17 protein-coding genes and 1 pseudogene are annotated in these 19470 nt (G+C 40.1%); 9 read left to right on the top strand and 9 right to left on the bottom strand.

The features are described from left to right. Positions 1-423: 423 nt before the first annotated feature. From BVH02_RS16150 to BVH02_RS16135, 4 genes and pseudogenes are all read right to left on the bottom strand, one after another. Entirely contained in the window at positions 424-666 is a 243-nt protein-coding gene (locus tag BVH02_RS16150; protein ID WP_086502534.1) for a Dabb family protein, read from the bottom strand. A 15-nt stretch (positions 667-681) separates the two neighbouring features. Beyond that, positions 682-1542 carry a sugar phosphate isomerase/epimerase family protein gene (locus BVH02_RS16145; protein WP_086502499.1) on the bottom strand — a complete coding sequence of 287 codons (861 nt, stop codon included), beginning with the start codon at positions 1540-1542 and terminating at the stop codon, positions 682-684. 57 nt (positions 1543-1599) lie between these two features. Continuing rightward, a pseudogene (locus tag BVH02_RS16140) lies at positions 1600-1917 on the bottom strand (hypothetical protein); the annotation flags it as partial. A gap of 141 nt (positions 1918-2058) precedes the next feature. Next, positions 2059-3486 (bottom strand): amidohydrolase, encoded by a 1428-nt coding sequence (locus BVH02_RS16135; protein WP_086502497.1) that lies wholly within the window; start codon positions 3484-3486, stop codon positions 2059-2061. A gap of 219 nt (positions 3487-3705) precedes the next feature. Between BVH02_RS16135 and BVH02_RS16130 the strand changes: the two genes are divergently transcribed. The 4 genes from BVH02_RS16130 (at position 3706) to BVH02_RS16115 (ending at position 7905) form a co-directional block, all read left to right on the top strand. Then, complete coding sequence (locus tag BVH02_RS16130) at positions 3706-4698, top strand: c-type cytochrome (RefSeq protein ID WP_086502496.1); 993 nt, start codon at positions 3706-3708, stop codon at positions 4696-4698. A 96-nt stretch (positions 4699-4794) separates the two neighbouring features. After that, positions 4795-5178, top strand: a complete 384-nt coding sequence (locus BVH02_RS16125; RefSeq protein ID WP_086502495.1) for an HYC_CC_PP family protein — start codon at positions 4795-4797, stop codon at positions 5176-5178. 63 nt (positions 5179-5241) lie between these two features. Continuing rightward, the gene (locus tag BVH02_RS16120; RefSeq protein ID WP_086502494.1) at positions 5242-7455 is read left to right on the top strand and encodes a TonB-dependent receptor plug domain-containing protein; all 2214 of its coding nucleotides are present in this window, start codon (positions 5242-5244) and stop codon (positions 7453-7455) included. A 93-nt stretch (positions 7456-7548) separates the two neighbouring features. Beyond that, positions 7549-7905: a heavy-metal-associated domain-containing protein gene (locus BVH02_RS16115; RefSeq protein ID WP_086502493.1), complete on the top strand. Its 357-nt coding sequence runs from the start codon at positions 7549-7551 to the stop codon at positions 7903-7905. Positions 7906-8124: 219 nt separating this feature from the next. Here BVH02_RS16115 and BVH02_RS16110 read toward each other — a convergent pair whose 3' ends face one another. After that, positions 8125-8874, bottom strand: a complete 750-nt coding sequence (locus BVH02_RS16110) for a DeoR/GlpR family DNA-binding transcription regulator (RefSeq protein WP_086502492.1) — start codon at positions 8872-8874, stop codon at positions 8125-8127. A 186-nt stretch (positions 8875-9060) separates the two neighbouring features. Between BVH02_RS16110 and BVH02_RS16105 the strand changes: the two genes are divergently transcribed. From BVH02_RS16105 to BVH02_RS16085, 5 genes are all read left to right on the top strand, one after another. After that, on the top strand, positions 9061-9744 hold the full coding sequence (locus BVH02_RS16105) for a peptidoglycan recognition protein family protein (RefSeq protein WP_086502491.1): 684 nt from the start codon (positions 9061-9063) through the stop codon (positions 9742-9744). A 10-nt stretch (positions 9745-9754) separates the two neighbouring features. After that, on the top strand, positions 9755-11389 hold the full coding sequence (locus tag BVH02_RS16100; RefSeq protein WP_223271880.1) for a glycoside hydrolase family 10 protein: 1635 nt from the start codon (positions 9755-9757) through the stop codon (positions 11387-11389). A 10-nt stretch (positions 11390-11399) separates the two neighbouring features. Then, the gene (locus BVH02_RS16095; RefSeq protein WP_086502490.1) at positions 11400-11879 is read left to right on the top strand and encodes a GNAT family N-acetyltransferase; all 480 of its coding nucleotides are present in this window, start codon (positions 11400-11402) and stop codon (positions 11877-11879) included. Then, positions 11876-13141 (top strand): MFS transporter, encoded by a 1266-nt coding sequence (locus BVH02_RS16090; RefSeq protein WP_086502489.1) that lies wholly within the window; start codon positions 11876-11878, stop codon positions 13139-13141. The genes BVH02_RS16095 and BVH02_RS16090 overlap by 4 nt, the downstream gene beginning before the upstream one ends. Positions 13142-13340: 199 nt before the next feature. Further along, positions 13341-14852: a glycoside hydrolase family 3 protein gene (locus BVH02_RS16085; RefSeq protein ID WP_086502488.1), complete on the top strand. Its 1512-nt coding sequence runs from the start codon at positions 13341-13343 to the stop codon at positions 14850-14852. Positions 14853-15026: 174 nt separating this feature from the next. Here BVH02_RS16085 and BVH02_RS16080 read toward each other — a convergent pair whose 3' ends face one another. The 4 genes from BVH02_RS16080 to BVH02_RS16065 all read right to left on the bottom strand — a co-directional run bounded on the left by BVH02_RS16080 (position 15027) and on the right by BVH02_RS16065 (position 18979). Then, positions 15027-15614, bottom strand: coding sequence for a DUF4142 domain-containing protein (locus BVH02_RS16080; protein WP_158093901.1), 588 nt, complete (start codon positions 15612-15614; stop codon positions 15027-15029). Between the two features lie 148 nt (positions 15615-15762). Beyond that, complete coding sequence (locus BVH02_RS16075; protein WP_205635745.1) at positions 15763-16830, bottom strand: aldose epimerase family protein; 1068 nt, start codon at positions 16828-16830, stop codon at positions 15763-15765. A 191-nt stretch (positions 16831-17021) separates the two neighbouring features. Next, complete coding sequence (locus tag BVH02_RS16070) at positions 17022-18389, bottom strand: amidohydrolase family protein (RefSeq protein ID WP_086502485.1); 1368 nt, start codon at positions 18387-18389, stop codon at positions 17022-17024. A gap of 92 nt (positions 18390-18481) precedes the next feature. Next, positions 18482-18979, bottom strand: coding sequence for a gluconokinase (locus tag BVH02_RS16065; protein WP_086502484.1), 498 nt, complete (start codon positions 18977-18979; stop codon positions 18482-18484). Between the last annotated feature and the right edge of the window lie 491 nt (positions 18980-19470).

Genomic DNA, 19470 nt, shown 5'->3' with positions numbered 1-19470 from the left:
TCGGTATGCATTCGGTGCCAAAAGCTTAAGCTCAATTTTGATGGAATGGATCCACCTCCCAGTAAATAGATGATAGCGCTGAACTACTTCGAGGGTTGTTTATCTGGAAAAGACATGAATTCCCATTCCGCCAGCTTGCAAACTCGTTCAACCGCATCAGGCACTCCCGCACAAAACAGTTTTTCCCTGTTGTTCAGTAAATAGGTTCAGAGATATTGCACTCTAGTCTAAGCTGAATTACAGCTAATTAATAAAGGGGTTGAATCTTATCAAAAATAGATTCAACCCCTTTATTTTCTTAAAATCACTTAGTATTTCGAAGAAATTTTTTATCCAGAAACACATTGATGCAACATGTCTTTAAAACTATTCCCCATCCATTTGCTCATAATCTATCTCCATAAAATCTGCCACATACTTGCCCTAAAAGTTTGCTACAAAAGTCATATGATCAGGGTGCTTATTGTAGCTTTCATAAGCCTCTTGACTCTGAAAATCCATTGTCAGCCCATAATCGAAATTATTTTTTGAACTAAGTTGACGCAATGACTTGAAGTTCTGAACACCCGCAATTGATGCCAACTTCGCTGCAGCTTGGAGAAACTCGCGCTCCTCCGAAGATCCTTGTGGAAATTTCAACTTGAAGAATACTGAGTGAGTGAGCATGGTCATTTAAAATTATTAATAAGTTAAGCTTTTCAGATATGCGATGCTTTTTGGCAGATTCACCAACTCTTCATCACTTTCATCTTCAATAAACATGTGCTTAATCCCAAGCTTATTGGACTCTCGAAGAATCCCTGGAATATCCAATTCTCCAGTCCCCAAAATCACGTCGTTTTCCGCTCCAGTTCCTCCTGATAGATTCTTTGGAGCTCCTTTACGCAGGTCTTTCAGATGTAGAGAAACCCATCTATTACCGTATTTCTGTAGCAATGCTACTGGATCGCCTCCACCGAAATGTGTCCACATCACATCCATTTGGAAGGAAACATACTTCGGGTCAGTATTCTCCACGATATAATCGAACAAGGTGCCATTTTCATAAGGCTGAAATTCGTATCCATGCACATGATACATAAACGTAATTCCTTTTTCTGCCAACACTTTTCCTCCTTCGTTGAATGCCTTGATCGCTCGATCTGCATTTTCCTTGGTGAAATCTCCATTATGAGGTAACCAAGCTACCATCACGTATTTGGCGCCGAGCTCTTGCACTTGATCAGCCACCGCTTGCGGATCAGACTCCAATTGCTCAAAACTCGTTCCTGTCGATGGGATGCTGATTCCTCTCGCTTCACAAAGGGCAACAAACTCCTCTGCTTTCATTCCTTTTGGCGCGCTCCCTTCCAACTCAGTGAACCCAAGTTTCTGGATAATATCTAATGTGGGCTCTACACCATTTGCCCAGTGATTTCGGAAAGTGTAAGCCTGCACTCCAAGTGGAGCTTCCATCAAGGGTTCTCCTTCTTTCGGGGAACAACTAATAGCTGCCATCCCAAAACTTAGCAGTGTTAAAACAATCAATTTAAGCTTATCCATTAGTGTATTTTTAATTTTCATTTATCTCTCCTCTCTCATTCTCTATTCTCTCATTCTCTATTCTCTATTCTCTAATTCTATAATCTCCTTCCCCTCACTTTTCACCCCCAAAATCAGCCCATTCAGTTTCTCAACTACATAAGTTGCAGCACGGGCAGTCAAGGCCATAAAGGTAAGTATCGGGTTTTGGGAGCTTGTACTCGTCATACTTGCAGATTCAGTCACAAAGACATTTTTACAGGCATTAAGTTGATTGTACTCATTCAAAAGTGAAGTTTTTGGATCATGCCATATGCGCACCCCTTCCATTTCGTGAATATCCGAACTAGGATCCGAATGTAAGTCTTGCACTTTAATAGTTGTAAAACCAGCCTTCTAAAATATCCGCAACTGTTGCTTCATGGCATTAGAAGGAGTGGTAAAAGCATTGACGAAGGTAATTTTAACATAAAACTCAATCTCTTATATCGTATTTCGCAACAAGGACAGCCAGCAGACTGTCCTTGAAATTAAAGCTTAATTTTTACGGTAATCCAGCGGTGGCTCTCTATCTCCTGTAAGAGCCTCATATTTGAAATCACTACCTCTTCTCCTATTCAACTCCTCTAGTGCTTTCTTGGTAACTGAAGGGTCTTTAAATATATCCATAGCCGTAAGAGTCAAAGTTTTAGCTGCTATCATCATCCCTTTCTCTCCTATGCTTGTTCCTCCGGCAGCTACTGCTTGCCAAGTGTGTGCGGAAGTACCCGGAACCCAGGTTGCTGTTCCTAAGCCTACTGTAGGAACCAACCAACTCACATCACCTACATCCGTAGATCCACCTGAACCTTTTTCATTCACCTCGAAAGGCTCAATTTTGGAAGCATCTTCTGGAGATACTTGAACTCCGGCAGGATATGTTTTAATAATAGCCTCAGCAAACTTGCGCTCTTCAGCTGTATATGTGACACCTCCAACTCGCTCCAGATTTTTTTGCATAATAGTCGCTAGCGTCTCATTTGGCAACAAATTATATACACCATTAATGATTTCATATTCCATTCTAGTCTGAGTACCCTGAGCTGCACCCTCTGCAGCATCTATCATTTTTGCGAAAATCTCTTTCACTTTCAGCGCATCAGGATGCCTTACATAATGATAGGACTCTGCAAATGCTGGTACCACGTTTGGAGCTTCACCGCCTTTTGTAATCACATAGTGCATCCTAGTCTCTTGAGGAACATGTTCCCGCATCATGTTTACCATATAATTCATTGATTCTACACCATCAAGAGCAGATCTTCCACGATCCGGAGCAGCAGCTGCATGCGATGCTTCTCCGTAGAATCTAAATTTGGTAGAAATATTAGCCAAGGATGAGTTTGCTCCTGCATTATTGGACGATGAAGGATGCCAATGCATCATGGCGTCCACGTCATTCATTATTCCAGCCTTAGCCATATAGACTTTACCTCCTCCACCTTCTTCGGCAGGAGTGCCATAAACACGAAGTGTACCTTTGATATTATTTGCTTTCATCCATTCCATGATGGAAATACCTGCAGCCACGGATGCCGTACCAAACAGATGATGACCACATGCATGACCTGAACCACCTTCGACAACCGGATCCCTAACTGGTATCGCTTTTTGAGACACACCCGGAAGTGCATCATATTCGGCCATGATTCCGATTACAGGTTTGCCTGAGCCATATTCTGCTACAAAAGCTGTAGAAATGCCTGCCACACCGGCTTTAATGGTAAATCCAGCATCCGACAATGTTTTTTGCAATAAGTCACTGCTTTTATTTTCGAGATAACCCAATTCCGGATTAGACCAGATTTCTTTTGCAATTGCTCCGTAGAAGCCTGCTTTATCATCAAGGTTCTGGAGTACTTTTTCCTCCTGTGCATGGGCTACAAACCCTATAAAAAATAGTCCTACAAAGTATAATGTTTTCATGTATTTGAGATTGGTGGTTGAAATTGATCTCAAAATACACAATGAATCAATAGGTATTCATCAATTAATAATATTTTAAAACAGAACTACTTAACAAGATAATAGTAGTATATCAAGATATTTTTTAATCTATCTGCTTTTCTGAAAAATAAGTAGGCCATTAATAATCAACGAGTTAATTTAAAATGTAAATTTTATTATACCAAATCCATTTTTAATATGAAAAAGTTTTTTAAAGTTCTAGCATATGTGATTGGAGCATTTGTTTTGCTGATTGTTTGTGGCGTTGTCTATATCAGTTTCACCTTCCCAAAAGTAAGCCCAGCTCCAGAGTTAACGATTGATACTAGTTCAGATCGAGTAGCTAGAGGAGCTTACCTAGCAAATCATGTCACTGTCTGCGTGGATTGCCATTCGGTCCGCGATTTCTCACAATTTTCAGGGCCGATTACACCAGGAACACTGGGATCTGGTGGAGATAGATTCGACCAGAGCATGGGACTTCCAGGAGTTTTTTATGCAAGAAATATAACACCAGTGGGGATTTCTGATTATACAGATGGTGAATTGTTTCGTCTTATTACCACTGGTGTGACAAACGAAAACAGGCCGATGTTCCCTTTAATGCCTTATTCTTACTATGGAAAGATGGATCCCGAGGATATCTATGACATTATTTCGTACATCCGTACACTTGAACCGATCGACAATGATGTTCCTGATTCCAAAGCCGATTTCCCAGTAAGTTTTATTCTAAAGACTATTCCAAAAGATGCATCTCCAGAAAAAAAACCTGCCAAAACAGACCAAATCGCTTATGGAAAATACTTAATTAACGCCGCTGCATGTATGGAATGTCATACGCCCGTGGATGCACAAGGAGGCTTGTTGCCTGGAAAGGAATTTGAAGGTGGAAGAAGATTTTTATTCCCTGATGGTTCGGTCGTTCGCACAGCGAATATCACTCAAGACAACGATACTGGCATAGGCAGTTGGACTGAGGATATGTTTGTAGGCAAGTTCAAACAATATCTCGATTCTGGCTACCACTTGCCTAAGGTTCTGCCAGGAGAGTTCAACTCCGTCATGCCTTGGGTAATGTATGCAGGAATGGAGGAATCAGATCTAAAAGCGATTTACTCCTACCTTAAAACCCTAGCGCCAGTTTCTAACCAAGTAGTGAAATTCTCACCTGCTGGGTCTTCGGAATAATTTTAGATTGAATCACATACAAAACCAACCTTCTCTCTTGTAGCAGAAAAGGTTGGTTTTTCTTATTCAACCAAATTGCTGACCTTTGCTATCGGCATGAAAACAATCATCTCTTCGGTAATGCTTCTATTTTTCCTGACGGGTCAGATCAATCTGACTTTGGCAGCGCATTATTGTGGTGATGAGTTGAAAAGCACTGAGGTAACTATGGCTCCCGAGAAAACAGATTGCTGTGGTGCCGATTTGAGTTTGGCTACCTATCCAGGCTGCTGCTCTGATGAATTTTCTTCGGCAGATTCAGATGATTATTTTGGGAAAGCTGATTTCCAAATTCAGCTTTCAGCAGACTTCGTTTTGGTATATGTGCTGACTATTCCAGGCTTAGTTGTTGAAGAACTTCAGCTCTCCAATATTGCATATCTCCTCTTAGATAGGTCAGTTTCAGATTTGACTATTCTTCACCAATCTTTTCTGATTTAAAAATTGCTTGATTTTTCTTCGTCTTTGGCGAAATGAATTTTATTCACTCTCAAGCAATTCTTAATGTTACGTACAACACTATTTATAGCATGCGTATTAGCGCCAGCTCTTTTATTTGCCCAAAGCAACGTAAAAGGTAAAGTGCAATCTGCATCTAATGAGCCCTTAATTGGGGCTAGCATCAAAGTTCTAGCTAAACGACAAGGTGCCATCACTAGTATCGATGGACAGTTTGAGGTAGAAAATGTGGCGAAAAATGACCGTTTAGTCATCAGTTATCTCGGGTATGAGGCAGATACTTTGGCTCCAGTTTTTGGGCAAGACATGCTTATCATCCTTCAGGAAAGTGGTGAAGCACTCGAAGGAGTTACTATTCGAGCGAGATCTGAGTCTGTAGTAGATGAGGCTCCTTTTCTCAATATCCTGATCAGTGAGAACGAACTTCAAAAAGCCGCCTGTTGCAATCTCTCTGAGAGTTTTGAAACTAACGCTTCTGTGGACGTATCCTATGCAGATGCTGTCACTGGCACCAAAATGATCCAAATGATGGGCCTAGATGGACGCTATGTGCTGATCAGCAGAGAAGGAATACCTAATATCCGAGGCCTAAATTCCCGACAAGGAATGATGTTCGTGCCAGGAACGTGGATCCAATCAATCGATGTAGGTAAAGGTGCGGGATCTGTGATCAATGGCTACGAATCCATGACAGGGCAGATCAACGTAGACTTATTCAAACCAGAATCCATGGACACTTGGTACCTCAATGGCTACCTAAATTCTTTTGGAAGGATGGAAGTTAATGCAAATCATCAGATTCCCATTAGTGAAAAATGGAGCTCTGGCGTACTATTTCACGCTAGTAATCTAAGTTCAGAAATCGACGGCAATGACGACGGTTTTATGGATGTGCCAAAAGCTCGACAGCTGAATTTACTTAATCGATACAAATATGAGGGGGATCGATTTATGGCCCAGATCGGTGTCAACCTGTTTATGTCCGACAATGCGGGTGGTCAAAAGGGATTTGGCTTCAACAGTGATCTAGCTAGCAGCAGCATGTATGGATACGAAATGGACACTCGAAAAGCAGAGATATTTGGCAAACTGGGTATGATTTATCCAGAAAAACCCACTCAAAGCTGGGGCTTTCAGTACTCATTATCCTATCAGGATTTCAATGGAGGAGCAGGAAGACGAATCTACCAGGGAACAGAAAAAACTGCTTACGCAAACTTCATCTACCAAAATGTGCTCGGTTCCAGCTTTCATCAATACAAAACTGGCGCAAGCTTTCTGTACGATGACTTTGATGAATCTTTCGATTCCAATACACCAGCAGGACTGGATACAGCGATGTATAGAACCGAAAAGGTTCCTGGCCTATTCTTCGAGTACAATTATATCCCAAATGATAGAATCACAGTAGTAGCTGGAGCTAGAACGGATTTTCATAATCTCTTCGGAACATATTTCACGCCTAGAGTTCACGCTAGATGGGAATTTACTCCAAATTGGACTTTGAGAGGTTCTGTAGGCAAAGGCTATAGAACACCAAATGCGCTGATGGAAAATAGCTCAGTTTGGATCTCAGCACGACAGTTGGTCTTCAACGCGGAACTTAGGCCAGAGGAGTCTTGGAATACAGGGGTCAGCGTGGCGGGAAGCTTTCTAGTTGATGATCGCCCATTAACACTTGTTGCTGACTATTTCTACACAGATTTCATAAATCAATTGGTCTATGATCGTGATGTAAGTTCAGAATTGCTTGTGATCAACAACCTTCATAGTGGTTCCTTTGCAAATAGTTTCCAGATAGAAGCGAGCTATCCTATCGCAGAAAGGCTTGAAGCCAAAGCTGCATACAAGCATTATGAGATGATGATGACTACCAATGGAATTCTTCAGCAGATTCCCCTACAAAGTCAGGATCGCTTCTTCCTAAACCTTTCTTATGCAACGCTATATGATAAGTGGAAAGCTGATATGACCTTGAACTGGAATGGACCGATGAGAATTCCTAATACAGAAGAAAGTCCAGTGGAATTTCAACAACCTAATGAGTCACCTGATTTCTTCATGATGAATGCCCAAGTAAGTCGCGGGTTTCGATGGGGAAGCATCTATTTAGGTGGAGAAAATATTCTAAATTTCAAACAAGCAAATCCTATCATAGACCCTGAAAATCCCTTTGGCTCAAATTTCGATGCTTCCATGACTTGGGGACCTATAGCTGGCAGAGTTATCTACACTGGTATCAGGTATAAAATAAATTAAAGTGCTTGTCTGAAAAACAAGCACTACACAGTCAGACAAATATTTACCCTGTCTTAAAGCAGGTATGAACTTTAAACGAATAAATACAAACTTATGAAAAAGCTAATCTTAACTTTCTTTATTGCCGCTTTTGCATTTGCAGCACAAGCTCAAGTAAAAACTATAGGGATCAAAACATCAGCGATTTGCGAGATGTGTAAAGAGACCTTAGAAAAAGATCTCACCTTCGAAAAAGGAGTTAAATCTGTTAACCTAGACCTTGAAACTAAGGTCTTGAACATCGCTTATCTGGATTCAAAAACAGATCCAGAAAAGCTCAGAAAGCGCGTCACTATGGTCGGCTACCATGCTGATTCTCTCAAGCGTGATCCAAAAGCTTATGCAAAATTGGATGAATGCTGTAAGGATGGCGCGCATGATGATGACGTTCCTAAGAAAAAGGATAATTAATATAAGCACAAAAAAACCTCTCATTTCTGAGAGGTTTTTTTGTGCTTTTCAGCCCCGAAGATCACGAAGGATTGTAAGGAAGTCGCAATATTCATATTAGTCCATTTCAAGAAAAAAATCATTCTTTCAGGGTTTTAAAATGCATTTTACCTTTATCTATCTCTAGAATAATTTCACCACTTCGAGGTTTTGAAATACCGCATTAAATCTTTTGTTCTTTCAAACCAACACCAATTCAAACGGCCTAAACGTATCCAATAACGGATCGGATGGATCAAGCTCAGTCACCAAGGTGTGTACGGCCGTCATATCACAGGTCTTGTACTTTTGCACGGAGTGAAGCTTATCCGACACAGTCAAAATTACCGTCTTCTTTGCAGCTCTGATCATAGCCTGCTTGACTTGAATCACTTCCCAATCAAATTCCGTCAGGCCAAACTTAGCATCCAGATAGCCGGTTCCGAGAATGCACATATCTACTCGAAGTTGAGAAAGGGCATTTACCACAGTTCCTCCCACTGCGAATTTGGCGTCGTGCAAAAGCTTGCCTCCCAAGAAAATCACCTCTACATTTTCATGATCCAGCAAGGCCATAGCCACATGAAGACTTGGGGTAAACACTGTCAGTTCCAACTTTTTCGGGATCAACTTCGCCACCTCCATATTAGTCGTGCCCCCACTCATTAGGATCACTTGACCATCTGAAAGCAAGGAAATTGTCTTCTCAGCAATAGATATTTTCTTTGATTTAAGGTAGATGTTTCCATCGTCCTTGGTGAAAGTCATAAAGCCAAAAGAGGTCGCACCTCCATGGACTTTCTTGAGCTTTTTCTCATGATCCAGCTCTTTCACATCCCGCCTTACGGTATCTATAGACACATTTAATGAGTCTGATAGATCATTAAGTAAGACTCTATGATGCAGGTGTACTTGATCCAAAATGTACTTCTGTCTTTCTTCTTTCAGCATGGAATAAATAATTCAGATTGGGGAATCTAACAAAAACAGCAAAAACTTGCAAAATTAATCGTGAATTGGAATTACTGGCAAAAAATAGCGAGAGTTCCTTCTCTATCTTCCTATATTCTGGGTAGTTTAGCTGTGAAAAACAATGCAGCTCTCTCTGCATGTTAAGATCCAATTAGCTCAAACACAATGAAGTTCAAGTCCTTAAATACTATTCTCACACTACTCGCATTCTTTATCCTCTCAGTATTACAAAGTTCATGTAGTTCCAAATCCACCTTTAGAATTATTGACAAGCCCATCACTTGGAACCAAGAGAGAGAAGACCTTTCGCTTGATTACTTAAAAGAACGACATGGTTTGGTTCAGAAAACTGCATCAATTGATCCCAAAATTGTGGTTGTTCACTGGACTGCAATTGATAATATTGAACTCACTTTTGATGTGTTCAATCCTCCAACTTTGGAAGGAAGAGCTGATTTGACAGGTGCAAGCAATCTTAATGTTTCTAGCCAGTTCCTGATTGATCGAGACGGCACGATTTTTAGACTGTTGCCGGACACCACCTTCGCCAGACATACAATTGGATTGAATTATCTGGCAATAGGCATAGAAAATATAGGTAGTGATGATATGCCTTTGACCAAAAATCAGCTAAAAGCAAATGAAGAACTGATCAGATATCTGGAAAGAAAATATGCTATTGATTACGTGATCGGTCATCATGAATACCAAAATTTCCAATCCACTGACTTATGGAAAGAAGCCAATCCAGACTATCGCACCGTCAAGACTGACCCAGGAGATTCGTTTATGAAAAAGCTCCGAAAAAACCTTTCCGACTTAAATTTGAAACCATTACCAACGCTCTGATTACCCATTTATGAAATCCTTTTCTAGGCATCTCTTTATTATTTTGGCCTTTGGCCTACTATTTTCCGCCTGTAAATCTCAGAAAAATACAGGTTCTGGAGGCAGGCCTTCCGGCACTATCAAAACTACTCCTGGAATTCCTAACCCTGGCTCAAACTTACCAATCAAAAGTTTACCAATGACTCCGGTTGCGCTGCAGCCTTTAACCTTCCAAATGCCAGAAATGCCCAGAGAGTTTCGTGGAGTTTGGATAGCCACAGTAGCAAATATTGATTGGCCCATTTCTTCAACTGAGCCTTACGAAAAACAAAAGAGGGATTTCTTAGAGCTTTTAGACTACTACAAAAACCTGAACTTCAACGCAGTAATCGTCCAAGTCAGAACATCAGGTGACGCATTTTATCCAAGCAATTTGGCACCATGGTCTAAGTATCTAACTGGTAAACAAGGCCAAGCACCGAAAACCGAAGAAAACCCACTCACTTGGATGATCAAAGAATCTCATGCACGTGGTTTAGAGTTTCATGCTTGGCTAAATCCGTATCGAGCCACGATGACCCTGAGCACAGAAGGACTAAGTCCAGATCATGCCTATAACGTGCATCGCAATTGGATGCTGAAATACGGAACCCAATATTATTTCAACCCCGGGCTGCCAGAAGTCAAAGCGCATCTATTAGCTGTGATCAAGGAGATCGTGGACAATTACGACATTGACGCAATTCACTTTGACGACTATTTCTATCCTTATAAGATAGCAAAGCAGGATTTTCCTGATAAATCCACTTACGACAAATACAAAAAGCCGGGGCAATCCCAAGATGATTGGAGAAGAGATAACGTCAATCAGTTGATTTTTGCGTTGAATCAGACAATCAAACAAAGTAAGCCTTGGGTACAGTTTGGTATATCGCCTTTTGGCGTGTGGAGAAATCAAAGTATGGATCCAAAAGGATCCCCTACTCGAGCTGGACAGACGAATTATGATGACCTCTATGCTGATGTATTGCTTTGGATGAAAAATGGTTGGGTAGATTACATGCTTCCACAACTCTACTGGAGCATGGATCACAAACTAGCTTCACACAAAACGCTGAACGACTGGTGGGCAAAAAACCACTACAACACAAATGTCTATATTGGTAATGGTCCATATAAAATCCGTGAAGACTCTGATGTAGCTTGGAATAATCCTCGTGAGATTAACTCACAAATATCCTATACCCGTACACTTCCTACTATTCAGGGAAATGCCTTTTTCTCAGCGAAATCCATGAAAATCAAAAATCAGGATATCGCTCAACTGTTGAAAAGTGAATTGTATAACGAGCCTACCCTGCCTCCAGCTTTTCAACCAAAAACTACATCCATTATCGATACGCCGGTTGTATTTAGCGTTGAGGCAAATGCAGTTTCTACTAAAATCACGATGGATCGACCACTTGACCCTGCTATTCGCTATGCATTGATTCAAGGTGCTAATGATCTAAGCTTATTGTCAACAGCCGAAATTCATCCAGTCTGGGTGGGAGGGTTGAGAGCCAGAACGTTGGAAGTAGAAAGTTTGAATACAAAATATCTCGCCATCCGTTGGATCGATCATTACGGTAGAATCGTCCAAACTCAAGTGTACCAAATCCCTTAAACTCTCTCCTATGAAAGACATGCTTGTCAAATTAATCGGTTTGCCAGATATTTCTCTCGAAGAAGCACGGCTATTGAAAACCGAGAAGATTGTCTTTCGCAGAGCAATTGCTCCAGAAAAGCACATCGTAAGCGCTTGGGTTTGGGAGCATTTTGGAGAATATTGGAAATCTGAGCTAGAGGTAGCCTTTAGCCGTCAACCAGTAGCTTGTTGGCTAGCGCAACGAGGAAATGAGATATTAGGATTTGCCTGCTATGAAAGTACGGCTCGCAATTTCTTTGGTCCCACAGGAACTCTGGAATCCGAAAGAGGAAAAGGTTTAGGCAAAATATTGCTGATTAAATCATTGGAATCCATGAGAGAAATGGGTTATGCCTATGCAATTATTGGCGGAGTTGGGCCAGAAGAATTTTACAAAAAAATGGTTAATGCTAAAGTAATAGAAGGATCAGAAATCAGTATTTATGAAAATCTGCTCCGCAAATCATGAGCAAATCCCCTAAAAAAAGTCCGTGGATATGGATTCCTTCGCTGTATATGACGGAAGGGGTTCCCTACATCGTCATCATTGTAGTCTCCGTGATCATGTACAAACAGCTGGGAGTTTCTAATGCAGACATCGGTCTGTATACCAGTTTACTTTATCTTCCTTGGGTGATCAAGCCGATTTGGAGCCCGATTATTGATCTTTTTGGTACCAAGAGAAAATGGTTTCTAAGTATGCAGTTCATCCTCTCTCTTGTTTTTCTTGGTGTAGGACTTACTACCTCCGGAAATAGCTTTTTCTTCATGACTTTAGCATTTTTCTGGATGGGAGCATTTGCTTCCGCCACCAATGATATTGCCTCTGATGGCATGTATCTGATCGCTTTAAAACCAGATCAACAGTCTTTCTTCGTGGGATTACGAGGAACGTTCTATAGAATCGGTATGATCACGGGACAAGGATTGATCGTGATGGTGGCTGGATATTTCGAGACAAGTCTTGGGGATAATACCAAAGCATGGTCATACACCATGATTATCGTGGGAGGATTGATGCTTATATTAACTGCAATCAATTTCTATTCTACGCCAAAAGTTGAGGAAGAATCAACCGTAAAAACTGATCGTGAGGCAAGTTTCGGAAAAGTATTCAGCTCTTTTTTCACAAAGAAAAACATTGGAATTTCGCTGGCTTTCGTCCTACTCTATCGTCTTGGTGAATCTCAATTAGTGAAAATGGCAGCTCCTTTTTTATTGGAAGAAAGACAAACCGGTGGATTGGAACTGAGTACCTCTGAGGTAGGCTTTATGTATGGGACAGTTGGAGTGATCGCATTGCTTCTTGGTGGGATCTTAGGAGGTATTGCAATTTCTCGTCACGGATTGGGTAAGTGGATGATCCCAATGGCACTTTCTCTCAATCTTCCAAACTTGCTTTATATAGCGCTATCCCACTTCCAACCTGAGAATATAATCTATGTAGGAGCTGTAGTGGTCCTCGAGCAATTCGGATACGGGTTTGGATTTGCGGCTTACATGATTTTCTTGATTTATCTCGCGGAGGGACTATTTAAAACCTCCCATTATGCCTTGGCAACAGGCTTTATGGCTATGGGAATGATGCTGCCAGGAATGCTTTCTGGATATATTCAAGAGTATCTAGGTTACACTGGATTCTTTATCTGGGTGGGAATAGCTATGATCCCCGCGCTGGCAATCGCTGCAAGTGTGAAATATCCGAGGGAGTTTGGAAAGAAAATGGAATAACTTCCTTTTACTTCAACCTTCTAATCTTCATTATTCGAAATTCAACATTCATCATTCATTATTTCAATATCTAAGTAGATAACTGACTCAAATAGGAATGGAAAAACCGCTTTAATTTCTCTAAAAATCTGTAATGTCGAATGTTGAACGCCGAATGATGAATAATGAAGTTCGGTGAACATCTACTAAATAATAAGCTATGAATCTAAACCAAAAAATAGCACAATGCTTCTCTCCTGCCGCATTTATCCATGATACGGAGGAAAACTATCAGTTAATTGATTCTTTGATCCTAGAGCAGGAAATTGGTGGATTGACTTTCTTTCATAGCCGCCATTCCGCTGCTGCCAACTTCGAAAAGCGTGCTGAAGTTCTGGATGTCAGTGGTACTTTGGAGAAAATGATAGGGCTGATTAATCGCTATCAGGCTATTTCAAAAACTCCTTTGCTCATTAGCATAGATGGAGAATATGGCTTGGCGATGCGAATAGAAAAAACCCCTCAGTACCCTTTTGCCATTACTCTTGGTGCCATCAAAGAAAACGCTCTAGAACTGATAGAAGAGGTTGGGTATAGAATGGGTTTGGATATGAAAGGGGCTGGAGTTCATCTGAATCTTGCTCCCTGCTCAGATGTAAATACCAATCCGAATAATCCCGTGATTGGCTATAGATCATTTGGGACAAATCCACAGCAAGTCGCCGAAAATTCAGTAGCCATGTATCAAGGCATGAAAAAGGCAGGAATAGGCGCTTGTTTGAAGCATTTCCCCGGACATGGAGATACACAGACGGATTCTCATTTGGGTTTACCTGTGATTCAAAAGAACAAGGCAGAACTTTTAGCTGAAGAGCTTTTGCCTTTTCAATATGGAATAGATCAAGGAGTGGAGATGATTATGGTGGGGCATTTGGCCGCTCCAGCGTTATCTGGCGGAAAAGAAATAGCTTCTAGCATCTCAAGGGAAATTATTACCGACTTGCTCAAAGTTGAAATGGGCTTCAAAGGATTGGTTATTTCCGATGCCTTAAATATGAAAGCTGTAGCAGATTTATTCTCTACTCCAGGTCAATTGGAATGGGTAGCCTTTCATGCAGGAAATGATATTCTTTGTTTTTCAGATCATGTGAAAGAAGGAATTGAACAAATTTCTGAGAATGCATCTGAGGAACAAATTAATGTGATTTTTGAGAAAATCCAGAAATTGAAAGAGCAGCTTGGAGTCTTAGGATCGAATAATCTAGAAGCTCCTGAATTCGACTGGGAAAGTCATTCTGAACTTCAATCTAAATTGGCTTCTGAGTATGTATCGGTAATTTATGGAACCATTGACTCCGAAGAATTGCAACGTTTGGCGGATGAAGGGAAACTTATCCATCAGAGTTATTACGGACAGCTAGAATCAACTTTCTCCAAAAATCTAATTCAGAAGTATGGCTTAAACCTTTCAAAAACTCCAATTGAAAGCGCTGAAAAAGTTATCATTTCCCTTTTTCTCCCCTCTCACAAGCCATTGAATCAATTCGGTATGGACGACAAGACATTGTATGAAATTAAGAAGCTAGCCCAATCCAAATCTTGCATTTTAGTGCATTTTGGAAATCCTTTGGCTTTATCCCATCTAGGTAATTTGGAAGATTTTGAAGGAGTGATTTGTGGGTATCAGAGTTTTGAGGAGGCACAAACAATAGCTTCAAATTTATTCCTATAATTAAGTCCAGCTTCTGGAGAAGCAGGACAACAATCATTATCAATTGCGTGCACTGTTGTGAAAAAAATATCACAAAAAAAGCCGGCTTCCTTTGCAGGAGAACCGGCCTTAAAAGAAATCATTATGCATTTTCCGCTGGGTTAATCAGCTTCAATTACATTCTGACTTCCTATGTTAGATACCTTCTAAAAGTAATTCTGCTTTAACTTCAGCAGCATCAAGTTTGTGATCTTTTACTTTATCAAGAGTCTTGTCAGCAAAAGCTTTCAATGTATTATTCTCCCCGTTGTCTTTTTGATTTTCATAAACTGACTTAGAGTTCTCAAGCAATTCTATTTGATAATTGATAAATGCCAAATCGAAATCCTCTCCACTCATAGTTCCTAATTCGTCAAATTTAGCATTCATAGCAGAGGATACTTCCTTAGATAATACTACATCCGTTCCATTTACTATTCCTTCTAGCTCAGTTTTACTCGAAGAATTTTCTGAAAGAAGCATGGTGCCATATTCTAATACAGAATCATCTTCACCCTTATCAAGTGCTAACTGCCCAAACTTGATTTGTGCATTAATATTCTCAGATGAAGCTATTGCAAAATTTCTGTCTTGCTGATTGTAAGTAGTTAGAATAGGGTCATCATTGTCTTCACAGGAGGTCATACCTACCAAGCAAAATGCAGATAACATAAGTGCGCCAGTGATCTTGGCTTTTCTAGGAAATTTGTTTGTTGAGGTTTGGTTAATGTTGTTGGTTCTCATAATATAATTAGTTGGTTTAGTGTTCCCAACTATTGTTACAATGACCATTCCTATCGTTTAAAAGGGCACTTGAGCCTTTTATCAACTTTCAGTATGTGTATTGCATACTCACTTTGTTGAAAATTTTGCACTTAAAAAAATACAGGGCTCATTTTACCTCAACTCCAAACATATAAACGATTTTATGGACATACTTCTCTCCAGGTGCTAGACTTGTAGATGGAAAGTTTGGCTTATTTGGACTGTCGGGCCATGCTTCTGGCTCTAGGCAAAGTGCCCAATGCGGTTGGTACGTTTTGCCATCTGCTCCAGCGAAATTTCTAACGTGATTGGCAGTATAAAGCTGTACACCTGGAGCAGTAGAATAAACTTCCATCACACGTCCACTTCCTGAATGTTTGACAATAGCTATTTTCTTCAGCTCATCAGAATTATCCCTTTTGGTTACATAATTATGATCGAAGCCTTCACCCAACGCATCCAACTGAGCTCCTAGGTTCTTTGGTGTTTGGAAATCAAAACGAGTTCCAGCTACTGCTTTTATCTCCCCAGTAGGAATCTGACCTGCACCGGCTGGAGTGATCGCATCTGCAAAAATCTGCAACTCATGATCGCGCACATCACCCGTGATTCCACTCAGATTGAAATAAGAATGGTTAGTTAGATTTACAACTGTCTTCTTATCCGTGGTAGATTCAAAACGAAGCTTCAGTTCATTATTGGTTGTCAATGCCATCCATAGCGTTGTAGTCAGATTTCCAGGAAACCCCTCTTCCCCGTCCACACTTTCATAGATCATCTTCACTCCTATTGCATCTTTTTCACTTACGGTTTCGGCGTTCCACACTTTAACTCCAAATCCTTTGGCGCCTCCATGCAGCGTATTTTCGCCATTATTTTTGGTGATGGAAAAAGTTTCACCATCTAGCGTAAATGAAGCCTTACCAATTCTATTCGCGTACCGGCCAACGGCTGCTCCTAAATAAGGACCATTTTTTGTGAAATAGTCAGGCACTGTTTCTAGTGCTAATACCACGTTCTCCAGCTTACCATCTTTGTCAGGGGTGATTATTCGAGATATTATGCCACCGTAATTTGTCAACTCAACCTGCATATTCCCATTGTCAAGGGTATATTTATACACATCTTTGTCGTCCCAGGCACCCACTTTTTCCACTCTTATTTCCAGAGTAGCTTCTTTTTCAATCAATGTCATTTTGGTTTGGGATAGACAGGCTGAGCCTGAAATAAGTATAATTAATGTGACTAGGTTTAATTTTATGTTCATGGGATAATATTGAGAAATTGGAAAATTCAAGATTGGAAAATTAAGATAAAAGTCAAATGCGCTTTACTTTGCGTTAAATAGAGGGAAAGTTTAAAAATCTCTTAATCTATAATCTCTTACTATCTTTTATGGTTAGCCTCTATCCTATTTAGCTGTTTTTCAAGTTCAATTCTGTCATAGACTTTCCCATTCATAACGACCATAACTGGCTTTTTCATGGTATTTAAATCTTCCAGAGGATTATTTTCAACTAATACAAAGTCAGCAGACATTCCCACTTTGATCATTCCCCATTCATTTTCTTGATCAAAATACTTTGCAGCATTCACCGATCCCGTCTTCAATATCTCAAAGTTGGACATTCCAGCTTTAGACATCAAATCGATTTCATGATGAATGGAAAATCCTGGGACATTAAATACCTGCGGTGAATCAGAAGCCAATATCATTGGCACTCCAGCATTGTGGAGGGTCATAAAAAGCTTATTTCTGAAATCGAGATAAGGCTGAACATACTCTTCAGTCAAAATACCTTTTTCTTCATATGGAGTCTTGGCATTGATCCAACTCTGGATCTGTTGAGCGGACATGTATTTCATTTCGGGAGCATTACGATACTCCTCAGCGGGTTTCCAACCAAAAAATCGATCAAAAAGTGTCAATGTTGGGGCCATCCATACTTTGTTTTCCAAGGTCAAATCTACTAATTCGGGAAGGATACTCAGGTCAACTTCATCTACCAACAGCATTGTAAATGGTCCGGCAATTTCGGGATCCAACACCCTAGAATAATCAGGAATCATCGCCTCAATGTATCCATCCATGTGCTCGATAGATTTGTAGCCATTCTTTAAACTTGCCTCCAAACCAACTTCCAAGGAAACATGCCCTCCAAAAGGTATGTCAAGTTCCTTGGCAGTTTTTGAAATTGCCATAAACTCATCCATCGATAATCCTGGATGCAACTTAAGATGATCATAGCCGGCTGTCTTCTCATCTCTTACCATTTGCGCAGCCTGCTCAGGCGTTGAAACTGATCCACCACTAAAAGATGGGCCTGAGAGAAAAAGTCTTGGACCTGCGATTTCACCATTTACTATTCTTGCCTTTAAATCAAGATGAGAAGGGTGACCTATCATCCCTCTCACATGCAACACTCCATTGGCTAAGTAAAGCCACATTGCTTCTTCTTGTAGTTGGGAATCACCATTTTGAGCAACAGGAATATGCGAATGAAACTCTGCCAAGCCAGGATATACATAAGATCCTTTACCGTCAATTATCTGATTTCCATCAAAGTCGAAAGGATCAGTCATAGGAACAATTTCCAGGATTTTCCCATCGTCCACAATAATTGACTGATTTTTAAGCACCTGATTATTTTCCATGGAAACGATGTTCACATTCGAAATCACATAGGTTTGAGCAAATCCAAAATTATAGGAGCTTTGGAAGAGTATAAAAAAAACAGTGAGTAGCTTCTTCATAAGGCAATTTGATGAGTAAGCTTCAATTTCGCTTTAAAAGTGTTTTAATCAAAGTGCCAATTACATTGCCAATCCTAGAATTCACCATTTAACTATTGATCAGTGCTGACCGAAACTCTCAAGTATCTCAACGCTTCATTAAGCATTTCCTCTGGAGTTTGGCAAATATTCAGTTTTAAGCCATAATTAGGCTCTTCCCATGTATCAAATTGGGAATCTAACATTCCAGCCTTCATGTAATGATTCTTTCGGGCAAGCATTCTTCTCCAGATTAATTCTCTATCTCCCTTGAGGTGAATCCAAAGGACATCTTCGTTCACCTTCAAAATTTGACGATAGCTCTCTTTCAAAGCAGAACATGCCAACACCGCGCCACCAGATTTCTCAGACTCAATTAAAAGATTTGCCAAAGCTTGCAACCATGGCATTCTATCAGCATCATTTAAAGGATGTCCCTCACTCATTTTCGCGATATTTTCCTTCGGATGAAAATTATCAGCATCAAAAAATGGCAAACCCAAGGCTTCAGATACACCTACCCCAATTGTTGTTTTACCCGTTCCTGAGACTCCAGTGACTATAATTAGCATGACCGAAAGTTAAGGAAAAATATAAATGTTTCTGCTTACTATGCCCCATGTCCATTGAATTATTGATTGAAGTTTATAAGCAGGAATACTCTCCTTCTATCCATGGCGTGAACCTCTAAATGGAAAACATGCACAAGTAATTATCACAAGTAATAATTATACTAGCTGATATTGATTTTATTCAAACGGATTTTCAGCTTCTGGTAGGACTAAAATTAACATCACCGTTAAGAAAAATATCAGATTACTATATCTTAAAGTTAAAGCACTAACATTGATAAAATAAAACTTTTATAAAATTTTTATAAAAGTTCGTTTTATTAAAAAACATTTTTTAGATTTGTTTTAGTAAATTACCTCAGAGAAAAATGTTTTGATCTAATGTATTGACACCCCATACAATAGATCTTTATTGAAGAATCAAATCAGACAAGACATTGATTACCTATCGATTAACTACAGCTTATCTAACATTGTCCCATTAAATAAAC

This window comes from Algoriphagus ratkowskyi, assembly GCF_002150505.1.
In the GTDB taxonomy this organism is placed as follows: Bacteria; Bacteroidota; Bacteroidia; order Cytophagales; family Cyclobacteriaceae; genus Algoriphagus; species Algoriphagus ratkowskyi.
Note: the sequence above shows the minus strand (reverse complement) of the source record. Positions and strands in the feature narration are given on the sequence as shown.

What these genes read in the sequence shown, in the direction of transcription:
- BVH02_RS16135 (WP_086502497.1), bottom strand. Translation starts at nt 3,486, where the DNA reads ATGAAAACATTATACTTTGTAGGACTATTTTTTATAGGGTTTGTAGCC.
- BVH02_RS16145 (WP_086502499.1), bottom strand. Translation starts at nt 1,542, where the DNA reads ATGGATAAGCTTAAATTGATTGTTTTAACACTGCTAAGTTTTGGGATG.
- BVH02_RS16085 (WP_086502488.1), top strand. Translation starts at nt 13,341, where the DNA reads ATGAATCTAAACCAAAAAATAGCACAATGCTTCTCTCCTGCCGCATTT.
- BVH02_RS16095 (WP_086502490.1), top strand. Translation starts at nt 11,400, where the DNA reads ATGAAAGACATGCTTGTCAAATTAATCGGTTTGCCAGATATTTCTCTC.
- BVH02_RS16090 (WP_086502489.1), top strand. Translation starts at nt 11,876, where the DNA reads ATGAGCAAATCCCCTAAAAAAAGTCCGTGGATATGGATTCCTTCGCTG.
- BVH02_RS16105 (WP_086502491.1), top strand. Translation starts at nt 9,061, where the DNA reads ATGAAGTTCAAGTCCTTAAATACTATTCTCACACTACTCGCATTCTTT.
- BVH02_RS16070 (WP_086502485.1), bottom strand. Translation starts at nt 18,389, where the DNA reads ATGAAGAAGCTACTCACTGTTTTTTTTATACTCTTCCAAAGCTCCTAT.
- BVH02_RS16125 (WP_086502495.1), top strand. Translation starts at nt 4,795, where the DNA reads ATGAAAACAATCATCTCTTCGGTAATGCTTCTATTTTTCCTGACGGGT.
- BVH02_RS16065 (WP_086502484.1), bottom strand. Translation starts at nt 18,979, where the DNA reads ATGCTAATTATAGTCACTGGAGTCTCAGGAACGGGTAAAACAACAATT.
- BVH02_RS16115 (WP_086502493.1), top strand. Translation starts at nt 7,549, where the DNA reads ATGAAAAAGCTAATCTTAACTTTCTTTATTGCCGCTTTTGCATTTGCA.
- BVH02_RS16110 (WP_086502492.1), bottom strand. Translation starts at nt 8,874, where the DNA reads ATGCTGAAAGAAGAAAGACAGAAGTACATTTTGGATCAAGTACACCTG.
- BVH02_RS16130 (WP_086502496.1), top strand. Translation starts at nt 3,706, where the DNA reads ATGAAAAAGTTTTTTAAAGTTCTAGCATATGTGATTGGAGCATTTGTT.
- BVH02_RS16075 (WP_205635745.1), bottom strand. Translation starts at nt 16,830, where the DNA reads ATGACATTGATTGAAAAAGAAGCTACTCTGGAAATAAGAGTGGAAAAA.
- BVH02_RS16120 (WP_086502494.1), top strand. Translation starts at nt 5,242, where the DNA reads ATGTTACGTACAACACTATTTATAGCATGCGTATTAGCGCCAGCTCTT.
- BVH02_RS16080 (WP_158093901.1), bottom strand. Translation starts at nt 15,614, where the DNA reads ATGAGAACCAACAACATTAACCAAACCTCAACAAACAAATTTCCTAGA.
- BVH02_RS16100 (WP_223271880.1), top strand. Translation starts at nt 9,755, where the DNA reads ATGAAATCCTTTTCTAGGCATCTCTTTATTATTTTGGCCTTTGGCCTA.
- BVH02_RS16150 (WP_086502534.1), bottom strand. Translation starts at nt 666, where the DNA reads ATGCTCACTCACTCAGTATTCTTCAAGTTGAAATTTCCACAAGGATCT.